The organism is Mesorhizobium sp. P2_F5 (assembly GCF_056403715.1).
Window position 1 is genome coordinate 151,815 of the sequence record NZ_JBFUEY010000010.1, and the last position, 16,155, is coordinate 167,969.

The following is a 16,155-nucleotide window of genomic DNA, read 5'->3' on the forward strand; positions in this document are numbered from 1 at the left end:
TTGTTTTTTGCAATTTCCGGACGGAAAACCGCTCACACTTTTCCTGAAATTGCTTTGGCACGGCACCTGTCGTGCCCTTGCCGGAGCAGGCAGGCCTGTGTCAGGTCGGATCGACCGTTCCCATGGCGATCATGCGGATTGCGGTGAGGCTGGGGACGAAGAAGTAATCGCCACCGCGCGTCGTCACGAATTCAGGCAGGTTCGCCGCGATGAAGGGTGTGGCATTGGCCGGCCCGGCCGGAATGACGTGCTTGCTGGATTCGGCCCGGTTGCCGGTCAGCGGGCAGGTGTCGTTGCCGGCCTCGAAATCCAGGCCATAGCTCATCCATTGCTGCTGGATAAATTCGAACTGTCGGAAAATGCTCGAACAGATCGCCATCATGATGACGCCCTGTTCGCCGTCGGGATCGGCATAGGGCAGCCCGCGCCGCAGGATGCGGCGGCGGTTGGTGAGCGTGCTTGCCCCATGCGTGTCGCTCAGCAGCGGGTCGAGCATATCGCGCGGATTGGCGCGGCGAATATGGGCGCCGAACGGGCATTTGGCGCCATCGGGATCATCGCCGTAGCGGAAGCCGGTGCGCAGCCGGGCAAAGGCGGCGAGCCGTTCCTGGTGCTTGACGTCGTCGCGCGGCTTGCACAGCGCGGGGTCGATGCAATCCGCCCAGTCGGCCATCAAGCGCTGGTGGTCGGCCCAGCTCGGCGCGGCCAGCAGCGGAATGCCGGACCGCCAGCGGCCGACCAGCTTGGCCGAGACGGTCTCATAGGCCTCCAGGTCGTCGGCGATGCCGGTAACCTGCTTCCACAGGGCCGCCTGCCGCCGCATCTCGGCCTCGAATCCCGGTACGTCCTGGCGCAGCTTGCGCCAGACCATGAAGGTGCCGTTGCGGGCAAAACCGGATGGCTCGGTGGCGACCGGAAATTCCTGGCCCTCGTCGACCTGGCCGAGGATGAACTCGCCGGTCTCAAGCGCTTTCCAGCTGGTCTTGGGATCGTAGGAGCCTTCGGCGATCTTGCCGGCGCCGATAACGGCGCGCGCCTCTGCGTCGGCCTGGAACTGGCCGCGAAACACCGGATCGCTGATGCCGTCGGTGAAGCCGAAGGGCTCCTTCGGCTGCGGGACCATTGTCCCGTCGGGGCCTGGATCCATCAGCGCGGCGGAATCCTGCCAGAGCCCGGAGCCGTCGGCGCCATGCCCGGCGAGCAGCGCAACGCCGCCGTTGGACTTGTCGGCAAGCTCCTGCAGCCATGTCGTCCACAGGGTAAGCTCAGGCAGCGGCGTGCCGTTCGGATTGGCGCCGACATTAAGCGACACCCAGACATGGGCCGGGCGAATGGTCCCGTCGAGATGCGAGCGCCACACGGGGTCCCAGTGTTTTGGCGCGCTGCCTTCGACGTCGCCGAGGATGTCGGCGCGGCAGCCCATGCCGTCAATGAACTCGTCGGGCAACAGTCGCAGCGTGCGGGTCGGCAGATCGAGTGCGCGCAGGCCTAGATAGGTGAAGCCGATGTTGAGCGTGATCGGCGGCTTGCGCAGCAGCGTGGGTCCGGCGCCGCCAGCCTCCGACTTTCCCCATGGCTCGGCGGTGGTGATCCGCGGCCGAACGCCTTGCACGAACAGCCGGCCAGCAGCAGCATCGGCGATGGTGAAAAACAGATGCCGGCTGTGCGGAAAGCCAAAACGGCCATAGGGACGATGGATGTTGCCCTGGAGGTCGGGAAGGTCGAGTTCGATCATCGCGCCCACTCCGCCGCCGGCGCCCGGATTTCACCGGCCTGCTGTGTAGGTTCCGCCGGATCGTCCGGCTTTATGGCGCTGACAAAGGCACCGAAGCGGGCGTGAAGTGCTGTGTCGTCAAGGCCCTGCGCCTCGATGGCGAAACGGGTGAAATGCTGCTGCACGAACAGCGATTTCAGCACCGAGGGCAGGTCGGCGCCGGGTGCGGTCGGGAAGGGGGTCATGCCCTGGTGGAAGACCTTGCGATACAGGCTCCAAGCCATAAGCAATGTCAGGATGACCAGCAGCGAAACCACGGCGACGCCCCATGTGGCTGCTGTCGCGATCCATTGCGCAAAAGCATTGTGAACGCCGAAGACAGCGAAGACGCCGTGCAGAAGCAGGACCGCAAGCCAGATTACGATCGCGCCGCCGGTAGCGATGCCAACCGGCTTGAGCGCGCCGATCTCCAGCTTCTTGTCTTTGACGTCGAGTCCGTCGGGCCAGTAGTCGTTGAACGGCATCGTCGTCTCGATCTGGCAGCGCTTGATATAGGCGTGAAACCCGTCCGCGGAATCGATGCCGTCGAAGCCGACGCAATGGCCGAAGATGATCACCAGATCGCGTTTCATCGTCGCCCACAATTGATCAGTGTAGGCGCGTAGAGCATCGCCTTCGGCCTGTGCGTCGATATCGGCCGCAAACAGCAGAAAAGGCGTACCCAGTTGATCTACGGGCTGCGGTGCCAGCGGATTGACACTGCGCACGGCGCTGACCAGCGCATCGGTCGACATGCGCCCGTTGAAGGCTGGTCCATGGATGATGACGAACCGGGCGAGGTGGTTCAAAGTGTTGAGCGAGAAGGGTGAGGGCCGTGCATCCGGCGGCGATTCCGCCGTCTGCTTGCCGGTGGCCAGCAACGCCAGCTTCTGCGCCAGCAGTTGCCGGTGCGAGCGCGAACGGCCGATCTCGTCGGGGTCGATCATGATGTCGACCCGGATCGGGGCGAGGACCGTCAGGAAATAGTGGCCGCCGTCAAGGTTTGGCATCGGCCGCCCCACGCTTCTTTTCGAGCATGTCGATGAATTCGTTCCGCGCCTTGTCGGCCTTGCGCGTCGCCACCGAGGCGATCGGGGCAAAGCCCGGCGATGCCAGCGAGTTGGCCACCTTCACAAGCGCCTCCTTGTAGGCCAGTGCGAAGGCCTTCGGGTCGCTGCTGGCGTGGATTCTGGCGAGCTTCAGCACCTCGTTTCGGACACGCAGCGCCCCCTTGATGTCGCGCTGCGCTGCACCCGGCGTGGCGTTGTAGTAATAGTTGGTATGGATCTGGTTGGCGCCGATATAGTCCTTGAAGCTCGAGATCGGGATCGAGTGCGGATATTTGGTGCTGGCATACCAGAACATGTCCAGGCCGCTCGGAATTCCATCGGCAAAGGCGTCGATATACTGGTCCCAGGTGCCGTTGAAATTGGACAGGAACAGCATGTAGTCGTTCTGGATGGCCTGCTTGCCCTGGCCGAGATCAGGCCATTGGCCGCGCCGGATGATCACCCAGCGCGCGAAATGAATGAGCTTCAGCCCAAGTAAACCCGACAGCTGCGCGGGCCCGGCGCGCGCCACCAAGAAAATCAAGTGCTGGATCCAGGTCCACCGAGGCCGCATCGGCGTCAGCACGTTCATTGCATATGCTTTGCCGGCAATGTTCGACATGCCACCCTAAACCCCTTGCCCAATGGCAGAATGACCCAGCAGCCCTGAATCCGCAAGGCGGTGTTGCAGAAGTAACGCCGGTATGGCGCATTCATGTTGTTTTGACTTGAAATATTCTTCCCCCTAATCCATTGGAGGGATGCCGAAATCAACAGTATTTCGAAAACAATCGATCCAGTTCTCCGAAACCCGGTTAGCCTGAGCCGGCGCCCACGCTGGTCAATCGGCGAGGACCTGCCCGACCAGATGTTTGGCCCAAGCACGGTAGCCGGCTTCCGAGGCGTGAAAACCGTCGGAGGCAAAACCCTCTTGAGGGTTGGTGATCGGCAGCCGCGGTGCCGGTACGGCGCCGCGCTCGAAACACAAGCGCTCGCCCATGCGGTTCATGGCGGTGGCGCGGATCTCGAGAATCTTGCCGAGCACCGGCGGCATGGCCGGCGCGCGGGTGAATTCCAGCACCGGCGACCAGACGACACGCGCCTCCGGCCATTTGGCGCGCAGGGCGTAGAGCAGGCCGCCGAACTCCTTCTTGAAGCGCGGCACCGAGTGGAAATTCTTGGTGTCGTTGGTGCCGATGGCCAGAACAATGTGCGTCCACGGATCGGCCGACAGATTGGGCAGCACATGGTCGCGGATCTGGCCGGACGTTGCCGAGTTGAAGCCGGCGGCGCGCCAGCGTACGGCGTTGCCGGTGCGTTGCGCGATCATGACGGCAAGCTGCGCGGCAAGCCCGTCCTCGGAATTGCCGATGCCGACCGAGGCGGCCGAGGAATCGCCCAGCACCAGCAGCGAGATCGCCGGCGCCTTGCCGGATATCTCGTGCATGACCGGCCCTTGCGCCGGCAGCATGCGGGTGGTGCGGCGGCGCACGCCAAGCCCCTGCCAGACGTAGACAGGGTAAGCGAGCCAGGTGAGAAGGGTCGGGAAGCGCATGGCAAACCGTTTAAAGATCAGCGGCAGCCTTAGCGCATGTTCGGGCGCAGGTGAACGCGCTTCTAGAGCAGTTCACCGTTTCACGGAAACGGCGAACCGCTCTAGCTCCTTGGTTTTTCGCAATTCCCAAGGGAAAACGCTACGCGTTTTTCCCGGGAAAACCGTTCCCACTTTTCCTGGAATTGCTCTAGTCGCAGCAGCTCGGTTTGTCCGCGTGCCTGTCCTGATATTCGTCATGCAGCCGCACCCAGTCCATCAGGCTTTGATAAGCGCCGTTTTCGCCGCGGCCCTTCGGCGTCATGTCGAGATACTCATAAGTACCGATCTGCGCCTCGCCGCCGCGGGCGCGCGACGTGAAGGTGAGGAAGATGTCGCCATTCTCGTCCTTGTAGAAGACGCTGGTGCCGGGAAGGTCCTTCGAGGTCCGCGGACGGGTCTCGAAATTGTAGGTGGTGTCACCGGCCGCGATCTGCTTGTCGGTGAAGGAAACCTGCATGTCGAAGTTGAAATCGGACGCATAGGACGACACCCAGTCGAATTTCCAGCCCATGCGCTGCTTGTAGGGCAACAGCTCCGCCAGCGGCGCGCGCGCAACCACGACCAGAGACACGTCGTGGTGCCTGAGATGCTGGTTGGCGCCGTCGATATGGTCAGCAAGGAACGAGCAACCTTCGCAGCGATGATCCAACCCTGGCGTCATCATGAAGTGGTAGACGATGAGTTGGCTGTGGTTGGCGAACAGCTCCGCCAGGTTCTTCGGACCTTGCTCGGTCTCGAAGACGTAATCCTTGCGGATCTTCAACCAGGGCAGGTCTCGCCGCTCGGCAGCGATGCGCTCGCGAAACCGCGTCAGCTCCTTCTCGCGCGCCAGATGCGCCTTGTGCGCCTGGAACCAGTCTTCGCGCGAAACCACCTTGTTGCGATGCATGAACCTCTCCCTGTCTGCACCCCCAAGGACGTTCGGGATGGGCAGGAACCGACATCGCTGCAGGTTTCGGCCGAAAGGGAAATAAGGATGCTGACGTCCGATCCCAAGACCGGGCTCGCCACAAACAAAAAAACCCGGGCGCATCGGCCCGGGTTTGTATGACAACGGGAGGACGGCGCTCAGGCAGCCTGTTCGAGGCTTTCCTTCCATTTTCCCAGCGCCGCCAGGTGGTTCATGTGGGCGCGATGGGTGAAGGCGGCCTGGCCGGCGGCGACGTTCGATGCCTTGCCGCTCCATGCCTTCTGCGGGGCGGCCTGCAGCGCGCGGCCGTAGGAGAAGGTCAGCTTCCAAGGATGCGGGCCGATGGCGTTGATGGCGTTAAGGTTGGCGGTCGCTTCCTCGTCCGACTGTCCCCCCGAGAGGAAGGCGATGCCGGGCACCGCAACCGGCACCACTTCCCGGAACAGCTTGATCGTCTTCTCGGCGATCTCCTCGGGGCTGTTCGTCTTGCCGGATTTCTTGCCTGATATGACCATGTTCGGCTTCAGGATGGTGCCTTCGAGCACGACGCGGGCCGCATGAAGTTCGTCATAGAGCTTGATCAGCGTCGCCTTCGAGACCGCGTAGCAGGTGTCGATGTCGTGGGCGCCGTCCATCAGCACTTCCGGTTCGACGATCGGCACGATGCCCGCTTCCTGGCAAAGTGCGGCATAGCGGGCGAGCGCATGGGTGTTTGAGGCGATCGAATTGGCCGAAGGCACGCCCTTGCTGGTATCGATGTCGATCACCGCGCGCCATTTGGCGAAGCGAGCGCCGAGCTTGTAGTAGTCGGCGAGACGCTCGCGCAGGCCGTCCAGGCCTTCGGTGATGGTGTCGCCGGGAAAGCCGGCCAAAGGCTTTGCGCCGGCATCGACCTTGATGCCGGGAATGGCGCCCGCCGCCTTGATGATGTCGACCAGCGGCGTGCCGTCGGCGGCCTTCTGGCGGATGGTCTCGTCATAGAGAATGACGCCGGAAATGTACTTCGTCATCGCGTCCTTGGCGCGAAACATCATCTCGCGGTAGTCGCGGCGGCTGTCGGCGGTTGATTCGACGCCAATGACGTCGAAGCGCTTCTTGATGGTGCCGGAGCTTTCATCGGCTGCCAGCAGGCCCTTGCCGCCGCCCACGATCGCGGCGGCGATATCTTCGAGACGTTCGCTCATTGTTGCTTCTCCTGAAGGGGTCTGTTCCGCGCTTAACGGAAGTCTACCGCCAAAGGAATGGCATCGGAAAGCTCGAATCGATTGAAAGTTCCCGGCGCGTCGTTTGGCGCGGCCGTTCCGCTCAGGCCTGCTTTTTCAGCACGTCGACGCCGGGCAGCGGCTTGCCTTCCATCCATTCCAAGAACGCGCCGCCGGCGGTCGAGACATAGGTGAAATCGTCGGCGACGCCGGCATGGTTGAGCGCGGCCACCGTATCGCCGCCACCGGCGACCGAGACAAGCTTGCCGGCCGTGGTGCGGGCTGCCGCGTGCTTTGCCGCCGCCACCGTCGCATGGTCGAAAGGCTCGATCTCGAAGGCGCCGAGCGGGCCGTTCCAGACCAATGTCGCAGCGCGGTCGATCCATTCGCCGATCGCCTTCACGGTCTTTTCGCCGACATCGAGGATCATGCCGTCGGCTGGTACATCAGAGATGGCGACGGTCTCGCAGGCGGCGCCCGCCTTGAATTCCTTGGCGACGACGCCGTCGACCGGCAGGATGATGGCGCAGCCGGCTTCGGCCGCCTCGATCATGATCTGCTTGGCGGTCGGGGCAAGGTCGTGCTCGCACAGCGACTTGCCGACAGCGGTGCCGCGCGCGGCGAGGAAGGTGTTGGCCATGCCGCCGCCGATCACCAGCGCGTCGACCTTCTTCACCAGGTTCATCAACAGGTCGATCTTGGTCGACACCTTGGCGCCGCCGACAATGGCAACGACGGGACGGACCGGGTTGCCCAGACCCTTCTCCAGCGCTTCAAGCTCGGCCTGCATGGTGCGGCCGGCATAGGAGGGCAGCAGACGCGCCAGCCCTTCGGTTGAAGAATGGGCGCGATGGGCAGCGGAAAAGGCGTCGTTGACGAAGATGTCGCCATTGGCGGCAAGCCTTTCGGTGAAGGCCGGATCGTTCTTCTCCTCGGTCTTGTAGAACCGGGTGTTTTCGAGCAGCAGCACGTCGCCCTTGTTCATGGCGGCGACTGCGCTTCCCGCAGTGTCGCCGACGCAGTCGCTGGCGAAGCCGACGGGGCGGCCGAGCACCTCAGCGGTCGCCTTGGCGATCGGCTCCAGCGAGAATTCGGCCGAGGGGCCGTCCTTGGGCCGGCCGAAATGGGCGAGCAGGATGACCTTGGCGCCCTTGCCGGACAGTTCGGCGATGGTCGGCGCGATGCGCTCGATGCGGGTGGCGTCGGTGACCTTGCCGTCGGCGACGGGCACGTTGAGGTCGACACGCACCAGCACGCGCTTGCCGCTGATATTGCCGATATCGTCGAGTGTCTTGAAGGCGGCCATGCTGGTTCCTTTCCGTGGAAAATCGCCGGGACCATACCTCGCATCGATGACGATGCAAGGCTTAGGCCGGGGTGCGAGCTAAATTTTAAGGTCAGGGCGAAGGGCAGCGCGGACAGATCGCCGTCAGTCTTCGGTCGTTGCCTTTTCCGCCGTCGGCTCCGGGGCGGGCTTCTCGTCGGCTGGGACCTCTGCGACCTGCGTTTCCGTCGGCTTGCGCCAGTTGCGGATGAAGGCGGAGACACGGTCGCCGATCTCGCCGGCGCTGAGGAACACCGGCACCCGCGCCACCGGCGCAGTCGGCTCGAAGGACAGGCCGACGCCCGTGATTTTCCCCTTGTCGTCGACGTCGCGGACGATCAGCTCGATCGGGCCGATCAGCACACGGTCGGCATATTCGGCATGGCCGCCGAGCCTTGCCGCCACCAGCGCGCCGACGGTGAGCTTTTGCTCGGCTTCGGTGAGGCCCGGAGCGTAGGCGGCCTCCAGTTCTCCGGCCGAGCGAGCCGGATCGACGGCGAAAGCGCCGAAGAAATCGGCATCCTCCGGGTCGACCACGGCGCGGCTGGCAAACAGCTTGTCGAGCAGGCGCGGATAGCGGTCGGGCACGAAAATGTAGACCTGGTCGCCGGCGGCGAGCCGACCCATATCCTGGAAGCGCATCGAGCGGCCGTCGCGCAGCACCAGCGAGGGCCTGGCCCAGCGCGGGATGCGCTCGCCGCGCGCCACCGGGCTGCCGGGCGCGACGCGATAGGCGAGCAGTTCGTGGTGAGCGGAGCCCGGCAGTTCGAGCTCGACCTTGTCGAGCGGTCCGAGCCGAGCCGGCACGATCAGGCCGAGCCGGCGTGCCAGCGGCCCGACCGTCCAACCCTGCACCACCAGCGACACCAGTACGATGATGAAGGCGGTGTTGAAGATGACGCGACCATTCTCAAGGCCGCCGAGCAGCGGGGTGATCGCTAGCAGGATCGACACGGCGCCGCGCAGGCCAACCCAGGACACGAAAGCGACCTCGGGGCGCGGCAGGCGGAACGGGATCAGGCAAAGCCAGACGGCGACCGGGCGCGCGACGAACATCAGGAACAGGCCAAGCAGCACCGCCGGCACCAGGATCGCCGGGAATTGCGAGGGTGTCGCGAACAGGCCGAGGATCAGGAACATGATGATCTGCGCCAGCCACGACATGCCGTCCTGGAAGCGCTTGAGGATGGTGACCGCGCGGATGTCGGAATTGCCGGCAATCAGCCCGGCGAGATAGACCGCCAGAAAGCCCGAGCCGCCGATGGCGCCGGCGGCGGCAAACACCATCAGCGACAAGGTCAGCACGAAGATCGGCAGCAGGCCGTGGTCGAGATTGAGCCGGTCGACGAGGCGCACGATGCCGAGCCCGCCAAGCACGCCGACAATGGCGCCGAGGCCCATATTGAGCAGGAAGCCGAGGATCAGGTCGGTGACCAGCACATGGGTCGCGGGATTGGCGTGGGCGGCGATGACCTCGACCAGCGTGATGGTCAGGAAGATGGCGATCGGGTCGTTGGTGCCGGATTCAACCTCGAGCGTCGCGCGCACGCGTTCGCGCAGATTGATCTCGCCAGCGCGCAGCAGGAAGAACACCGCGGCCGCGTCGGTCGAGGCGACGGCAGCCCCCAGCAGGAAGGATTCCAGCCAGCTGAGGTCGAGCAGATAATAGGCGGCGGCGCCGAACAGGCCGGTGGTCAAAAGCACGCCAAAGGTCGCCAGCGACAGCGCCGGCCCGGCCGCCTGGCGCAGCGCGTTGAGCGGTGTGCCGAAACCGGAATCGAACAGGATGACGGCCAGCGCCAGTGAGCCGGCAAAATAAGCCACGCGCGCATTGTCGAATTCGATGCCGAGACCGTCGGTGCCGGTGGCAAGGCCGATGCAGAGGAAGAGCAGCAGCAGGGGAGCGCCGAAGCGGAAGGCGATCAGGCTCGAAAACGCGGCGGCGACGACTAGCGCTGTGCCGACCAGCGTGACGAGATAGATCGCATGCTCCATCCGTGACTTGCCCCTCGAATTCCTCTTCCTCCCGATTTACGGGAGAGTGGGGCGAAGGCATGGCCAGTGCAAGGCGGGAGGGTGGTTTTTTGCCCTATGCCGCTGATTTTCGTGCATTTTGGCCGGTCGGGCTGGCTTGGCACGCGCTCCGACGAAAAACGCCCGGACAAAGCCGGGCGTTTGAAGCTGCGAGACGATGTTTGTGATCAGGCGATGGTCTTGCCGAAGGCGACCGAGGTGTCGGCCATACGGTTGGAGAAGCCCCACTCATTGTCGTACCAGGACAGCACCGAAACGAAGTTGCCGTCCATGACCTTGGTCTGGTCGAGCGCCATGATCGAGGAGCGCGGATCGTGGTTGAAGTCGATCGAGACATTCGGGTGATGAGTGACGCCGAGAATGCCCTTGAGCTTGCCGTTGGAGGCAGCGATCACCGCTTCGTTGATCTCCTGCACAGTGGTCGCGCGCTTGGCGATGAACTTGAAGTCGACAACCGAGACGTTGGGCGTCGGCACGCGGATCGAAATGCCGTCGAGCTTGCCCTTGAGGTCGGGCAACACGAGGCCGATGGCCTTGGCGGCACCGGTCGAGGTCGGGATCTGCGACAGCGCGGCGGCGCGAGCGCGGTAGAGATCCTTGTGCATGGTGTCCAGTGTCGGCTGGTCGCCGGTGTAGGAGTGGATCGTCGTCATCATGCCCTTTTCGATGCCGACGGCGTCGTGGAGCACGGAAGCCAGCGGCGCCAGGCAATTGGTGGTGCAGGACGCGTTCGAGATGACGATGTGGTCCTTGTTCAGCTTGTCGTGGTTGATGCCGTAGACGACGGTGAGGTCAGCACCTTCGGCCGGGGCCGAAACGACGACGCGCTTGGCACCGGCGGTCAAATGCGCGGCGGCCTTATCGCGGGCGGTGAAGATGCCGGTGCATTCGAGCGCGATGTCGACGCCCAGTTCCTTCCACGGCAGCTGTGCCGGGTCCTTGATAGCGGTGACCTTGAAGGTCTCCTTGCCGACGGTGATCTGATCGCCGGAAACGGACACTTCATGCGGGAAGCGGCCATGCACGCTGTCATAGCGCAGCAGGTGCGCGTTGGTCTCGACCGGGCCGAGATCGTTGACGGCGACGACGTCGATGTCCTTGCGGCCGGATTCATGGATGGCGCGCAGGATGTTGCGGCCGATGCGGCCAAATCCGTTGATGGCAACTCTGACGGTCATTTTACTCTCCCTGGGAGCTCGAAGGCGGCAGATGGGTCCGCAGCTTCATAGCTGCGGAAGCGGAAAGAATCCAGCCGCAGCGACGTGGATTTAAATCGATTAGGTTGGGCCAGTCCCGCGAAGCCGCCGCAGCGGTTCGCGGGAATGACACCGAGCTTACTTGCTGTGCAGGCGGGCTTCCGCTGCCTTGGCAGCGGCTTCGGCGGTGATGCCGAAATGCGGGTAGAGCTGTTCGATGGTGCCGGAAGCGCCGAAGCCGTGCATGCCGATGAAGATGCCGTCGGAGCCGATCAGGTGATCCCAGCCCTGGCGGATGCCGGCTTCGATCGCCATCTTGATCGGCGCGTTGCCGATGGTCTTCTTGCGGTAGGCTTCGCTCTGCTGGTCGAACAGTTCGAAGCAAGGCACCGAGACGACGCGGGTCGGGTGGCCGTGCTTTTCCAACAGGTCGCGGGCGCCGAGCGCGATCTCGATCTCGGAGCCGGTGGCGAAGATGGTCACCGCGGCGTCACCGCTGGCCGCGGCCAGTTCATAGGCGCCTTGGCTGCTGAGGTTCTTGGCCGAGAATTCGGTGCGCACCGTCGGCAGGTTCTGGCGGGTTAGCGCCAGCGTCGACGGCGTCTTTTCCGATTCAATGGCGATCTGCCAGCATTCGGCGGTTTCCACCGCGTCGGCCGGACGGAAGACATTGTGGTTCGGGATGGCGCGGAGCGCCGCCAGATGCTCGACCGGCTGGTGGGTCGGGCCGTCTTCGCCGAGGCCGATGGAATCATGGGTCATGACAAAGATCGAGCGGATGCCCATCAGCGAGGCCAGCCGCATCGACGGACGGGCATAATCGGAGAAGCACATGAAGGTGCCGCCATAGGCGATGAGGCCGCCATGCAGCGTCAGGCCGTTTAGCGCGGCGGCCATGCCATGCTCGCGGATGCCGTAGTGGACATAGCGCTGGCCGTAATCGTCCGGCGTGATGTTCTTGGTCTGGCTCGTCTTGGTGTTGTTGGAGCCGGTGAGGTCGGCGGAGCCGCCGATGGTTTCCGGCACCGCGCCGTTGATAACTTCAAGCGCCATTTCCGACGATTTGCGGGTGGCGACCTTCGGCTTGTCGGCCGACAGCTTCTTCTTGTAATCGGCAATGACGGCGTCGAAGTTGGACGGCAGCTTGCCGGCGAGGCGACGCTCGAACTCGGCCTTCAGCTTGGCGTCGGCCTTGGCCAGACGCCCTTCCCAGTCGGTGCGCGGCTTGTCGCCGGCCTTGCCTGCGGTGCGCCAGGCGTCGAGGATGTCGGCCGGAATTTCGAAGGGCGGCGAGTCCCAGTTGAAGAACTTGCGCGCGCCGGCGATCTCGTCGGCGCCGAGTGGCGAGCCGTGCGCCTTGTTGGTGCCGGCCTTGGTCGGTGCGCCGAAGCCGATGGTCGTCTTGCAGGCGATCATCGTTGGCTTGTCGGAATGGCGGGCCGCCTCGATGGCATAGGCGATCGCTTCCGGATCGGTGCCGTCAATGTGGCTGGCGTTCCAGCCCGAGGCCTGGAAGCGGGCGACCTGGTCGGTGTTGTCGGCGAGCGAAACCGGACCGTCGATCGAGATGTTGTTGTTGTCCCAGAAGACGATCAGCTTGTTCAGCTTGAGATGGCCGGCCAGCGCGATGGCTTCCTGCGACACGCCTTCCATCAGGCAGCCGTCGCCGGCCAGCACATAGGTGTAGTGGTTGACAAGGTCGTTGCCGAAGGCGGCGTTCATGATGCGCTCGCCGAGCGCGAAGCCGACCGAATTGGCGAGGCCCTGGCCGAGCGGGCCGGTCGTGGTCTCGATGCCGGTGGCATGGCCGTATTCGGGATGGCCGGCGGTCTTGGAGCCCAACTGACGGAAATGCTTGATCTGGTCGATCGTCATGTCTTCGTAGCCGGTCAGGTGCAGCAACGAATAGAGCAGCATCGAACCGTGGCCGGCCGACAGGATGAAGCGGTCGCGGTCGGGCCAATGGGGGTTCTTCGGATCATATTTCAGGAAGCGGGTGAACAGCACGGTGGCGATGTCGGCGCAGCCCATGGGCAGGCCGGGGTGGCCGGACTGGGCCTTTTCGACAGCGTCCATGGCGAGAAAACGGATCGCATTGGCCATCCGGTCATGTTGTTCACGCGACGTCATGGTACCTCCGGGGTGGGGATTTGTGGGCTTGGCAGAGCCCTGGAAAGGGTGCGCGACACATAGCAGGCGCGGGCTTTTAGTCAACAAATCGGCTGCACATTTGCCGGTCTTGTGATGCCGGCGGCAGGCCTACATTAGCGTTAGCGGGGGACAGTCGCGAGAGCTTTGTTGACGTTGCCTTCACCCGGTGCCTAATGTTTCCTTGTTAACGCGTTCTGAACGCGAGCGATTCGGTGATGGGCAGGGCACAGGACGAAGGCCATGACCGGGGAAACCACACTCAAGGAAGTCATCCACAGGCTGGGTAAGGCCATCGAGGGGCTGGAAAACGCCGTCGCTGCCAAGCTCGAGCACGAGCGCGACTATTCCGAAGCCGAGGCTGAAGTGCAGCGCATGAACGCCGACCGTTCCCGGCTGGCGCAGGAACTCGACAATTCCGAAGCCCGCGCCGAACGGCTGGAAGATGCCAACAAGGAAGTGTCGCGCCGACTGGTAACCGCCATGGAAACCATCCGCGCGGTGCTGGACAGATAGGAGCTGCAGGCCATGGCACAGGTCACGGTTTCCATCGACGGCAAGCAGTACCGCATGGCTTGCGACGAAGGCCAGGAAGAGCATCTGATCGACCTCGCCGAACGCTTCGACCGTTATGTCTCGCATCTGAAGGATTCGTTCGGCGAGATTGGCGACCAGCGGCTGACGGTGATGGCCGGCATCATGGTGATGGACGAGTTGTCGGAGCTGCAGAAGCGGGTCAAGGGCATGGAGACCGAAGTGCAGACGCTGCGCAAGACGCGCGACGATGCGCTGACCAAGGCCGACAAGAACGACACCGTGCTGACCAGCGCGCTCGGCGCGCTCGCCCAGCGCATGGAGGACCTGGCCACGTCGCTAGCGGTCAACAAGGCCTGAGCGCAACCTTTCCCGCAGAAACGAAAGATTGTCGGGCCCAATGTCGGGTCTGTAGAACGAAAGTGCTCGTTCCGTCGCCGACAAGAGTTTCCTATTGTCTTTCCGTCGCAATTTATGCGCTAAGATGCGGCAATGCCGGAGCGTGGCCGCCGCCTTGGTGCCGCTCCTAACGAAATCTGTTGCAGGGGAAATGTGCCATGAGCCTTCGTATCAACGACATCGCGCCGGACTTCACCGCCGAAACCACGCAAGGGACGATCAATTTCCATGACTGGATCGGCGACGGCTGGGCGATCCTGTTCAGCCACCCAAAGAATTTTACCCCGGTCTGCACGACCGAGCTTGGCACGATGGCCGGGCTCGAGGGCGAGTTCAAAAAACGCAACGTCAAGGTCATCGGCATTTCCGTCGATCCGGTTGCGAGCCACGACAAGTGGCAGGCCGACATCAAGACGGCGACCGGCCAGACGGTGAACTACCCGCTGATCGGCGACAGGGACCTCAAGGTGGCCAAGCTCTACGACATGCTGCCGGCGGGTGCCGGCGAGACGTCGGAAGGCCGCACACCGGCCGACAACGCCACGGTGCGCTCGGTCTACGTCATCGGGCCGGACAAGAAGATCAAGCTGGTGCTGACCTATCCGATGACCACCGGCCGCAACTTCGACGAGATCCTGCGCGCCGTCGATTCCATGCAGCTGACCGCCAAACACCAGGTGGCGACGCCGGCGAACTGGAAGCAGGGCGAGGACGTGATCATCACAGCTGCTGTCTCCAACGAGGATGCGATCAAGCGCTTCGGCGCTTTTGATACGATCCTGCCCTATCTCAGGAAGACCAAACAGCCGTCCGCCTAGGTTTTCTCGACCCGGGTCGTTTTCGATTTTTGTCCTGTTTCTGGCAAGGCGTGCTTGACGAGTGCGCCTTGCCAGATGACCATGCTCTTGGTTCGTTCCGGCAGAGAAGATCATTCCTGCCGGAGCGAGGGGCAGGGGACCGGAAAATGGACGCAGCTTTGGCCAAGCCGCTGGTCAGCGGTTTCTACGACAAGCCGACCGGAGCCATACAGTATGTCGTCGCCGATCCGGCGACGAGGCGCTGCGCCATCATCGACCCGATCCTCGATTTCGACGAAAGGTCCGGCGCAACGGCGACAAAGAGCGCCGATGCCTTGCTGGATTTCATCCGGGAGAACGGACTGGAGCTCGAGTGGATCCTCGATACCCATCCGCATGCCGATCACTTCTCGGCAGCGCATTACCTCAAGGAGAAGACCGGCGCACCGACCGCGATCGGCGACAGGGTCGTCGAGGTCCAGGCGCTGTGGAAGGCGATCTACAACTGGCCGGATTTTCCCGCCGACGGCTCGCAGTGGGACCGGCTGTTTGGCGAAGGCAATAGCTTTCGGATCGGCAGCCTTCCGGTCAAGGTGTTGTTTTCGCCCGGCCACACGCTGGCTTCGATCACGTATGTCATAGGTGACGCCGCCTTCATCCACGATACGCTGTTCATACCCGACAGCGGCACGGCAAGGGCAGACTTTCCCGGTGGCAGCGCGGTGCGGCTGTGGCGCTCGATCCAGGGCATCCTGGCATTACCGGACGACACCCGCGTATTCGTTGGCCACGACTACCAGGAGGGTGGCCGCGAGGCGCGTTGGGAGAGCACCGTCGCTGAGCAAAGGGCGAAGAATATCCACCTGGTTGCGGCGCACACCGAAGCCGAGTTCGTCGCCTTGCGTGAAGCGCGCGACAAGACATTGCCGATGCCGCGGCTGATCCTGCATGCGCTGCAGGTCAACATGAACGGCGGACGGCTGCCGGAGCCGGAAGCCAATGGCCGAAGGTATCTGAAGTTTCCGCTGGATGGGTTTTGAGGGGCTGTTGCATCGCGCTCAAGTTTCTTCTCCCCGTCACTATACGGGGAGAAGGTGGCGGTGTCCGACCCGGATAGATAGGTAACAGAATGGACCGATAGCATAGGTGACAGTTTTCTCCCTCGCCGGAGGACCGGCGATGGTTTGGCGAGAGACTGGCATCATGGACGAGCGG

14 protein-coding genes are annotated in these 16,155 nt (G+C 63.4%); 4 read left to right on the plus strand and 10 right to left on the minus strand.

All coding sequences use genetic code 11. The features are described 5' to 3' along the window. Positions 1 to 100 precede the first annotated feature (100 nt). From AC1DYO_RS16925 to tkt, 10 genes are all read right to left on the minus strand, one after another. Positions 101 to 1,735 (minus strand): Dyp-type peroxidase, encoded by a 1,635-nt coding sequence (locus AC1DYO_RS16925; RefSeq protein ID WP_477265061.1) that lies wholly within the window; start codon positions 1,733 to 1,735, stop codon positions 101 to 103. Next, positions 1,732 to 2,763 carry a hypothetical protein gene (locus tag AC1DYO_RS16930; protein ID WP_477265063.1) on the minus strand — a complete coding sequence of 344 codons (1,032 nt, stop codon included), beginning with the start codon at positions 2,761 to 2,763 and terminating at the stop codon, positions 1,732 to 1,734. Before AC1DYO_RS16930 ends, AC1DYO_RS16925 begins: the two co-directional genes overlap by 4 nt. Beyond that, entirely contained in the window at positions 2,750 to 3,424 is a 675-nt protein-coding gene (locus AC1DYO_RS16935; RefSeq protein WP_477265065.1) for a hypothetical protein, read from the minus strand. Before AC1DYO_RS16935 ends, AC1DYO_RS16930 begins: the two co-directional genes overlap by 14 nt. Before the next feature lie 219 nt (positions 3,425 to 3,643). After that, positions 3,644 to 4,357, minus strand: a complete 714-nt coding sequence (locus AC1DYO_RS16940; RefSeq protein ID WP_477265067.1) for an SGNH/GDSL hydrolase family protein — start codon at positions 4,355 to 4,357, stop codon at positions 3,644 to 3,646. Positions 4,358 to 4,544: 187 nt separating this feature from the next. After that, the gene (locus AC1DYO_RS16945; protein WP_477265069.1) at positions 4,545 to 5,285 is read right to left on the minus strand and encodes a DUF899 domain-containing protein; all 741 of its coding nucleotides are present in this window, start codon (positions 5,283 to 5,285) and stop codon (positions 4,545 to 4,547) included. Between the two features lie 179 nt (positions 5,286 to 5,464). Continuing rightward, positions 5,465 to 6,490 (minus strand): class I fructose-bisphosphate aldolase, encoded by a 1,026-nt coding sequence (locus AC1DYO_RS16950; RefSeq protein WP_477265071.1) that lies wholly within the window; start codon positions 6,488 to 6,490, stop codon positions 5,465 to 5,467. A gap of 121 nt (positions 6,491 to 6,611) precedes the next feature. Further along, complete coding sequence (locus AC1DYO_RS16955) at positions 6,612 to 7,814, minus strand: phosphoglycerate kinase (RefSeq protein WP_477265073.1); 1,203 nt, start codon at positions 7,812 to 7,814, stop codon at positions 6,612 to 6,614. A 123-nt stretch (positions 7,815 to 7,937) separates the two neighbouring features. After that, positions 7,938 to 9,827 carry a potassium/proton antiporter gene (locus tag AC1DYO_RS16960; RefSeq protein ID WP_477265075.1) on the minus strand — a complete coding sequence of 630 codons (1,890 nt, stop codon included), beginning with the start codon at positions 9,825 to 9,827 and terminating at the stop codon, positions 7,938 to 7,940. Between the two features lie 206 nt (positions 9,828 to 10,033). Further along, positions 10,034 to 11,044 carry a type I glyceraldehyde-3-phosphate dehydrogenase gene (gene gap, locus AC1DYO_RS16965; protein ID WP_477265077.1) on the minus strand — a complete coding sequence of 337 codons (1,011 nt, stop codon included), beginning with the start codon at positions 11,042 to 11,044 and terminating at the stop codon, positions 10,034 to 10,036. A gap of 156 nt (positions 11,045 to 11,200) precedes the next feature. After that, positions 11,201 to 13,192 (minus strand): transketolase, encoded by a 1,992-nt coding sequence (tkt, locus tag AC1DYO_RS16970; RefSeq protein ID WP_477265079.1) that lies wholly within the window; start codon positions 13,190 to 13,192, stop codon positions 11,201 to 11,203. Between the two features lie 261 nt (positions 13,193 to 13,453). Between tkt and AC1DYO_RS16975 the strand changes: the two genes are divergently transcribed. The 4 genes from AC1DYO_RS16975 (at position 13,454) to AC1DYO_RS16990 (ending at position 15,980) form a co-directional block, all read left to right on the plus strand. Continuing rightward, a complete protein-coding gene (locus AC1DYO_RS16975; RefSeq protein WP_023670128.1) occupies positions 13,454 to 13,726 on the plus strand; it encodes a DUF4164 domain-containing protein in 273 nt (90 codons plus the stop codon). A 12-nt stretch (positions 13,727 to 13,738) separates the two neighbouring features. Beyond that, on the plus strand, positions 13,739 to 14,104 hold the full coding sequence (locus tag AC1DYO_RS16980; protein WP_477265081.1) for a cell division protein ZapA: 366 nt from the start codon (positions 13,739 to 13,741) through the stop codon (positions 14,102 to 14,104). 197 nt (positions 14,105 to 14,301) lie between these two features. Then, positions 14,302 to 14,961, plus strand: coding sequence for a peroxiredoxin (locus AC1DYO_RS16985; protein ID WP_477265083.1), 660 nt, complete (start codon positions 14,302 to 14,304; stop codon positions 14,959 to 14,961). Positions 14,962 to 15,107: 146 nt separating this feature from the next. Beyond that, positions 15,108 to 15,980, plus strand: coding sequence for an MBL fold metallo-hydrolase (locus tag AC1DYO_RS16990; RefSeq protein WP_477265085.1), 873 nt, complete (start codon positions 15,108 to 15,110; stop codon positions 15,978 to 15,980). Positions 15,981 to 16,155: the final 175 nt, after the last annotated feature.

What these genes read in the sequence shown, in the direction of transcription:
- AC1DYO_RS16925 (WP_477265061.1), bottom strand. Translation starts at nt 1,735, where the DNA reads ATGATCGAACTCGACCTTCCCGACCTCCAGGGCAACATCCATCGTCCC.
- AC1DYO_RS16930 (WP_477265063.1), bottom strand. Translation starts at nt 2,763, where the DNA reads ATGCCAAACCTTGACGGCGGCCACTATTTCCTGACGGTCCTCGCCCCG.
- AC1DYO_RS16935 (WP_477265065.1), bottom strand. Translation starts at nt 3,424, where the DNA reads ATGTCGAACATTGCCGGCAAAGCATATGCAATGAACGTGCTGACGCCG.
- AC1DYO_RS16940 (WP_477265067.1), bottom strand. Translation starts at nt 4,357, where the DNA reads ATGCGCTTCCCGACCCTTCTCACCTGGCTCGCTTACCCTGTCTACGTC.
- AC1DYO_RS16945 (WP_477265069.1), bottom strand. Translation starts at nt 5,285, where the DNA reads ATGCATCGCAACAAGGTGGTTTCGCGCGAAGACTGGTTCCAGGCGCAC.
- AC1DYO_RS16950 (WP_477265071.1), bottom strand. Translation starts at nt 6,490, where the DNA reads ATGAGCGAACGTCTCGAAGATATCGCCGCCGCGATCGTGGGCGGCGGC.
- AC1DYO_RS16955 (WP_477265073.1), bottom strand. Translation starts at nt 7,814, where the DNA reads ATGGCCGCCTTCAAGACACTCGACGATATCGGCAATATCAGCGGCAAG.
- AC1DYO_RS16960 (WP_477265075.1), bottom strand. Translation starts at nt 9,827, where the DNA reads ATGGAGCATGCGATCTATCTCGTCACGCTGGTCGGCACAGCGCTAGTC.
- gap (WP_477265077.1), bottom strand. Translation starts at nt 11,044, where the DNA reads ATGACCGTCAGAGTTGCCATCAACGGATTTGGCCGCATCGGCCGCAAC.
- tkt (WP_477265079.1), bottom strand. Translation starts at nt 13,192, where the DNA reads ATGACGTCGCGTGAACAACATGACCGGATGGCCAATGCGATCCGTTTT.
- AC1DYO_RS16975 (WP_023670128.1), top strand. Translation starts at nt 13,454, where the DNA reads ATGACCGGGGAAACCACACTCAAGGAAGTCATCCACAGGCTGGGTAAG.
- AC1DYO_RS16980 (WP_477265081.1), top strand. Translation starts at nt 13,739, where the DNA reads ATGGCACAGGTCACGGTTTCCATCGACGGCAAGCAGTACCGCATGGCT.
- AC1DYO_RS16985 (WP_477265083.1), top strand. Translation starts at nt 14,302, where the DNA reads ATGAGCCTTCGTATCAACGACATCGCGCCGGACTTCACCGCCGAAACC.
- AC1DYO_RS16990 (WP_477265085.1), top strand. Translation starts at nt 15,108, where the DNA reads ATGGACGCAGCTTTGGCCAAGCCGCTGGTCAGCGGTTTCTACGACAAG.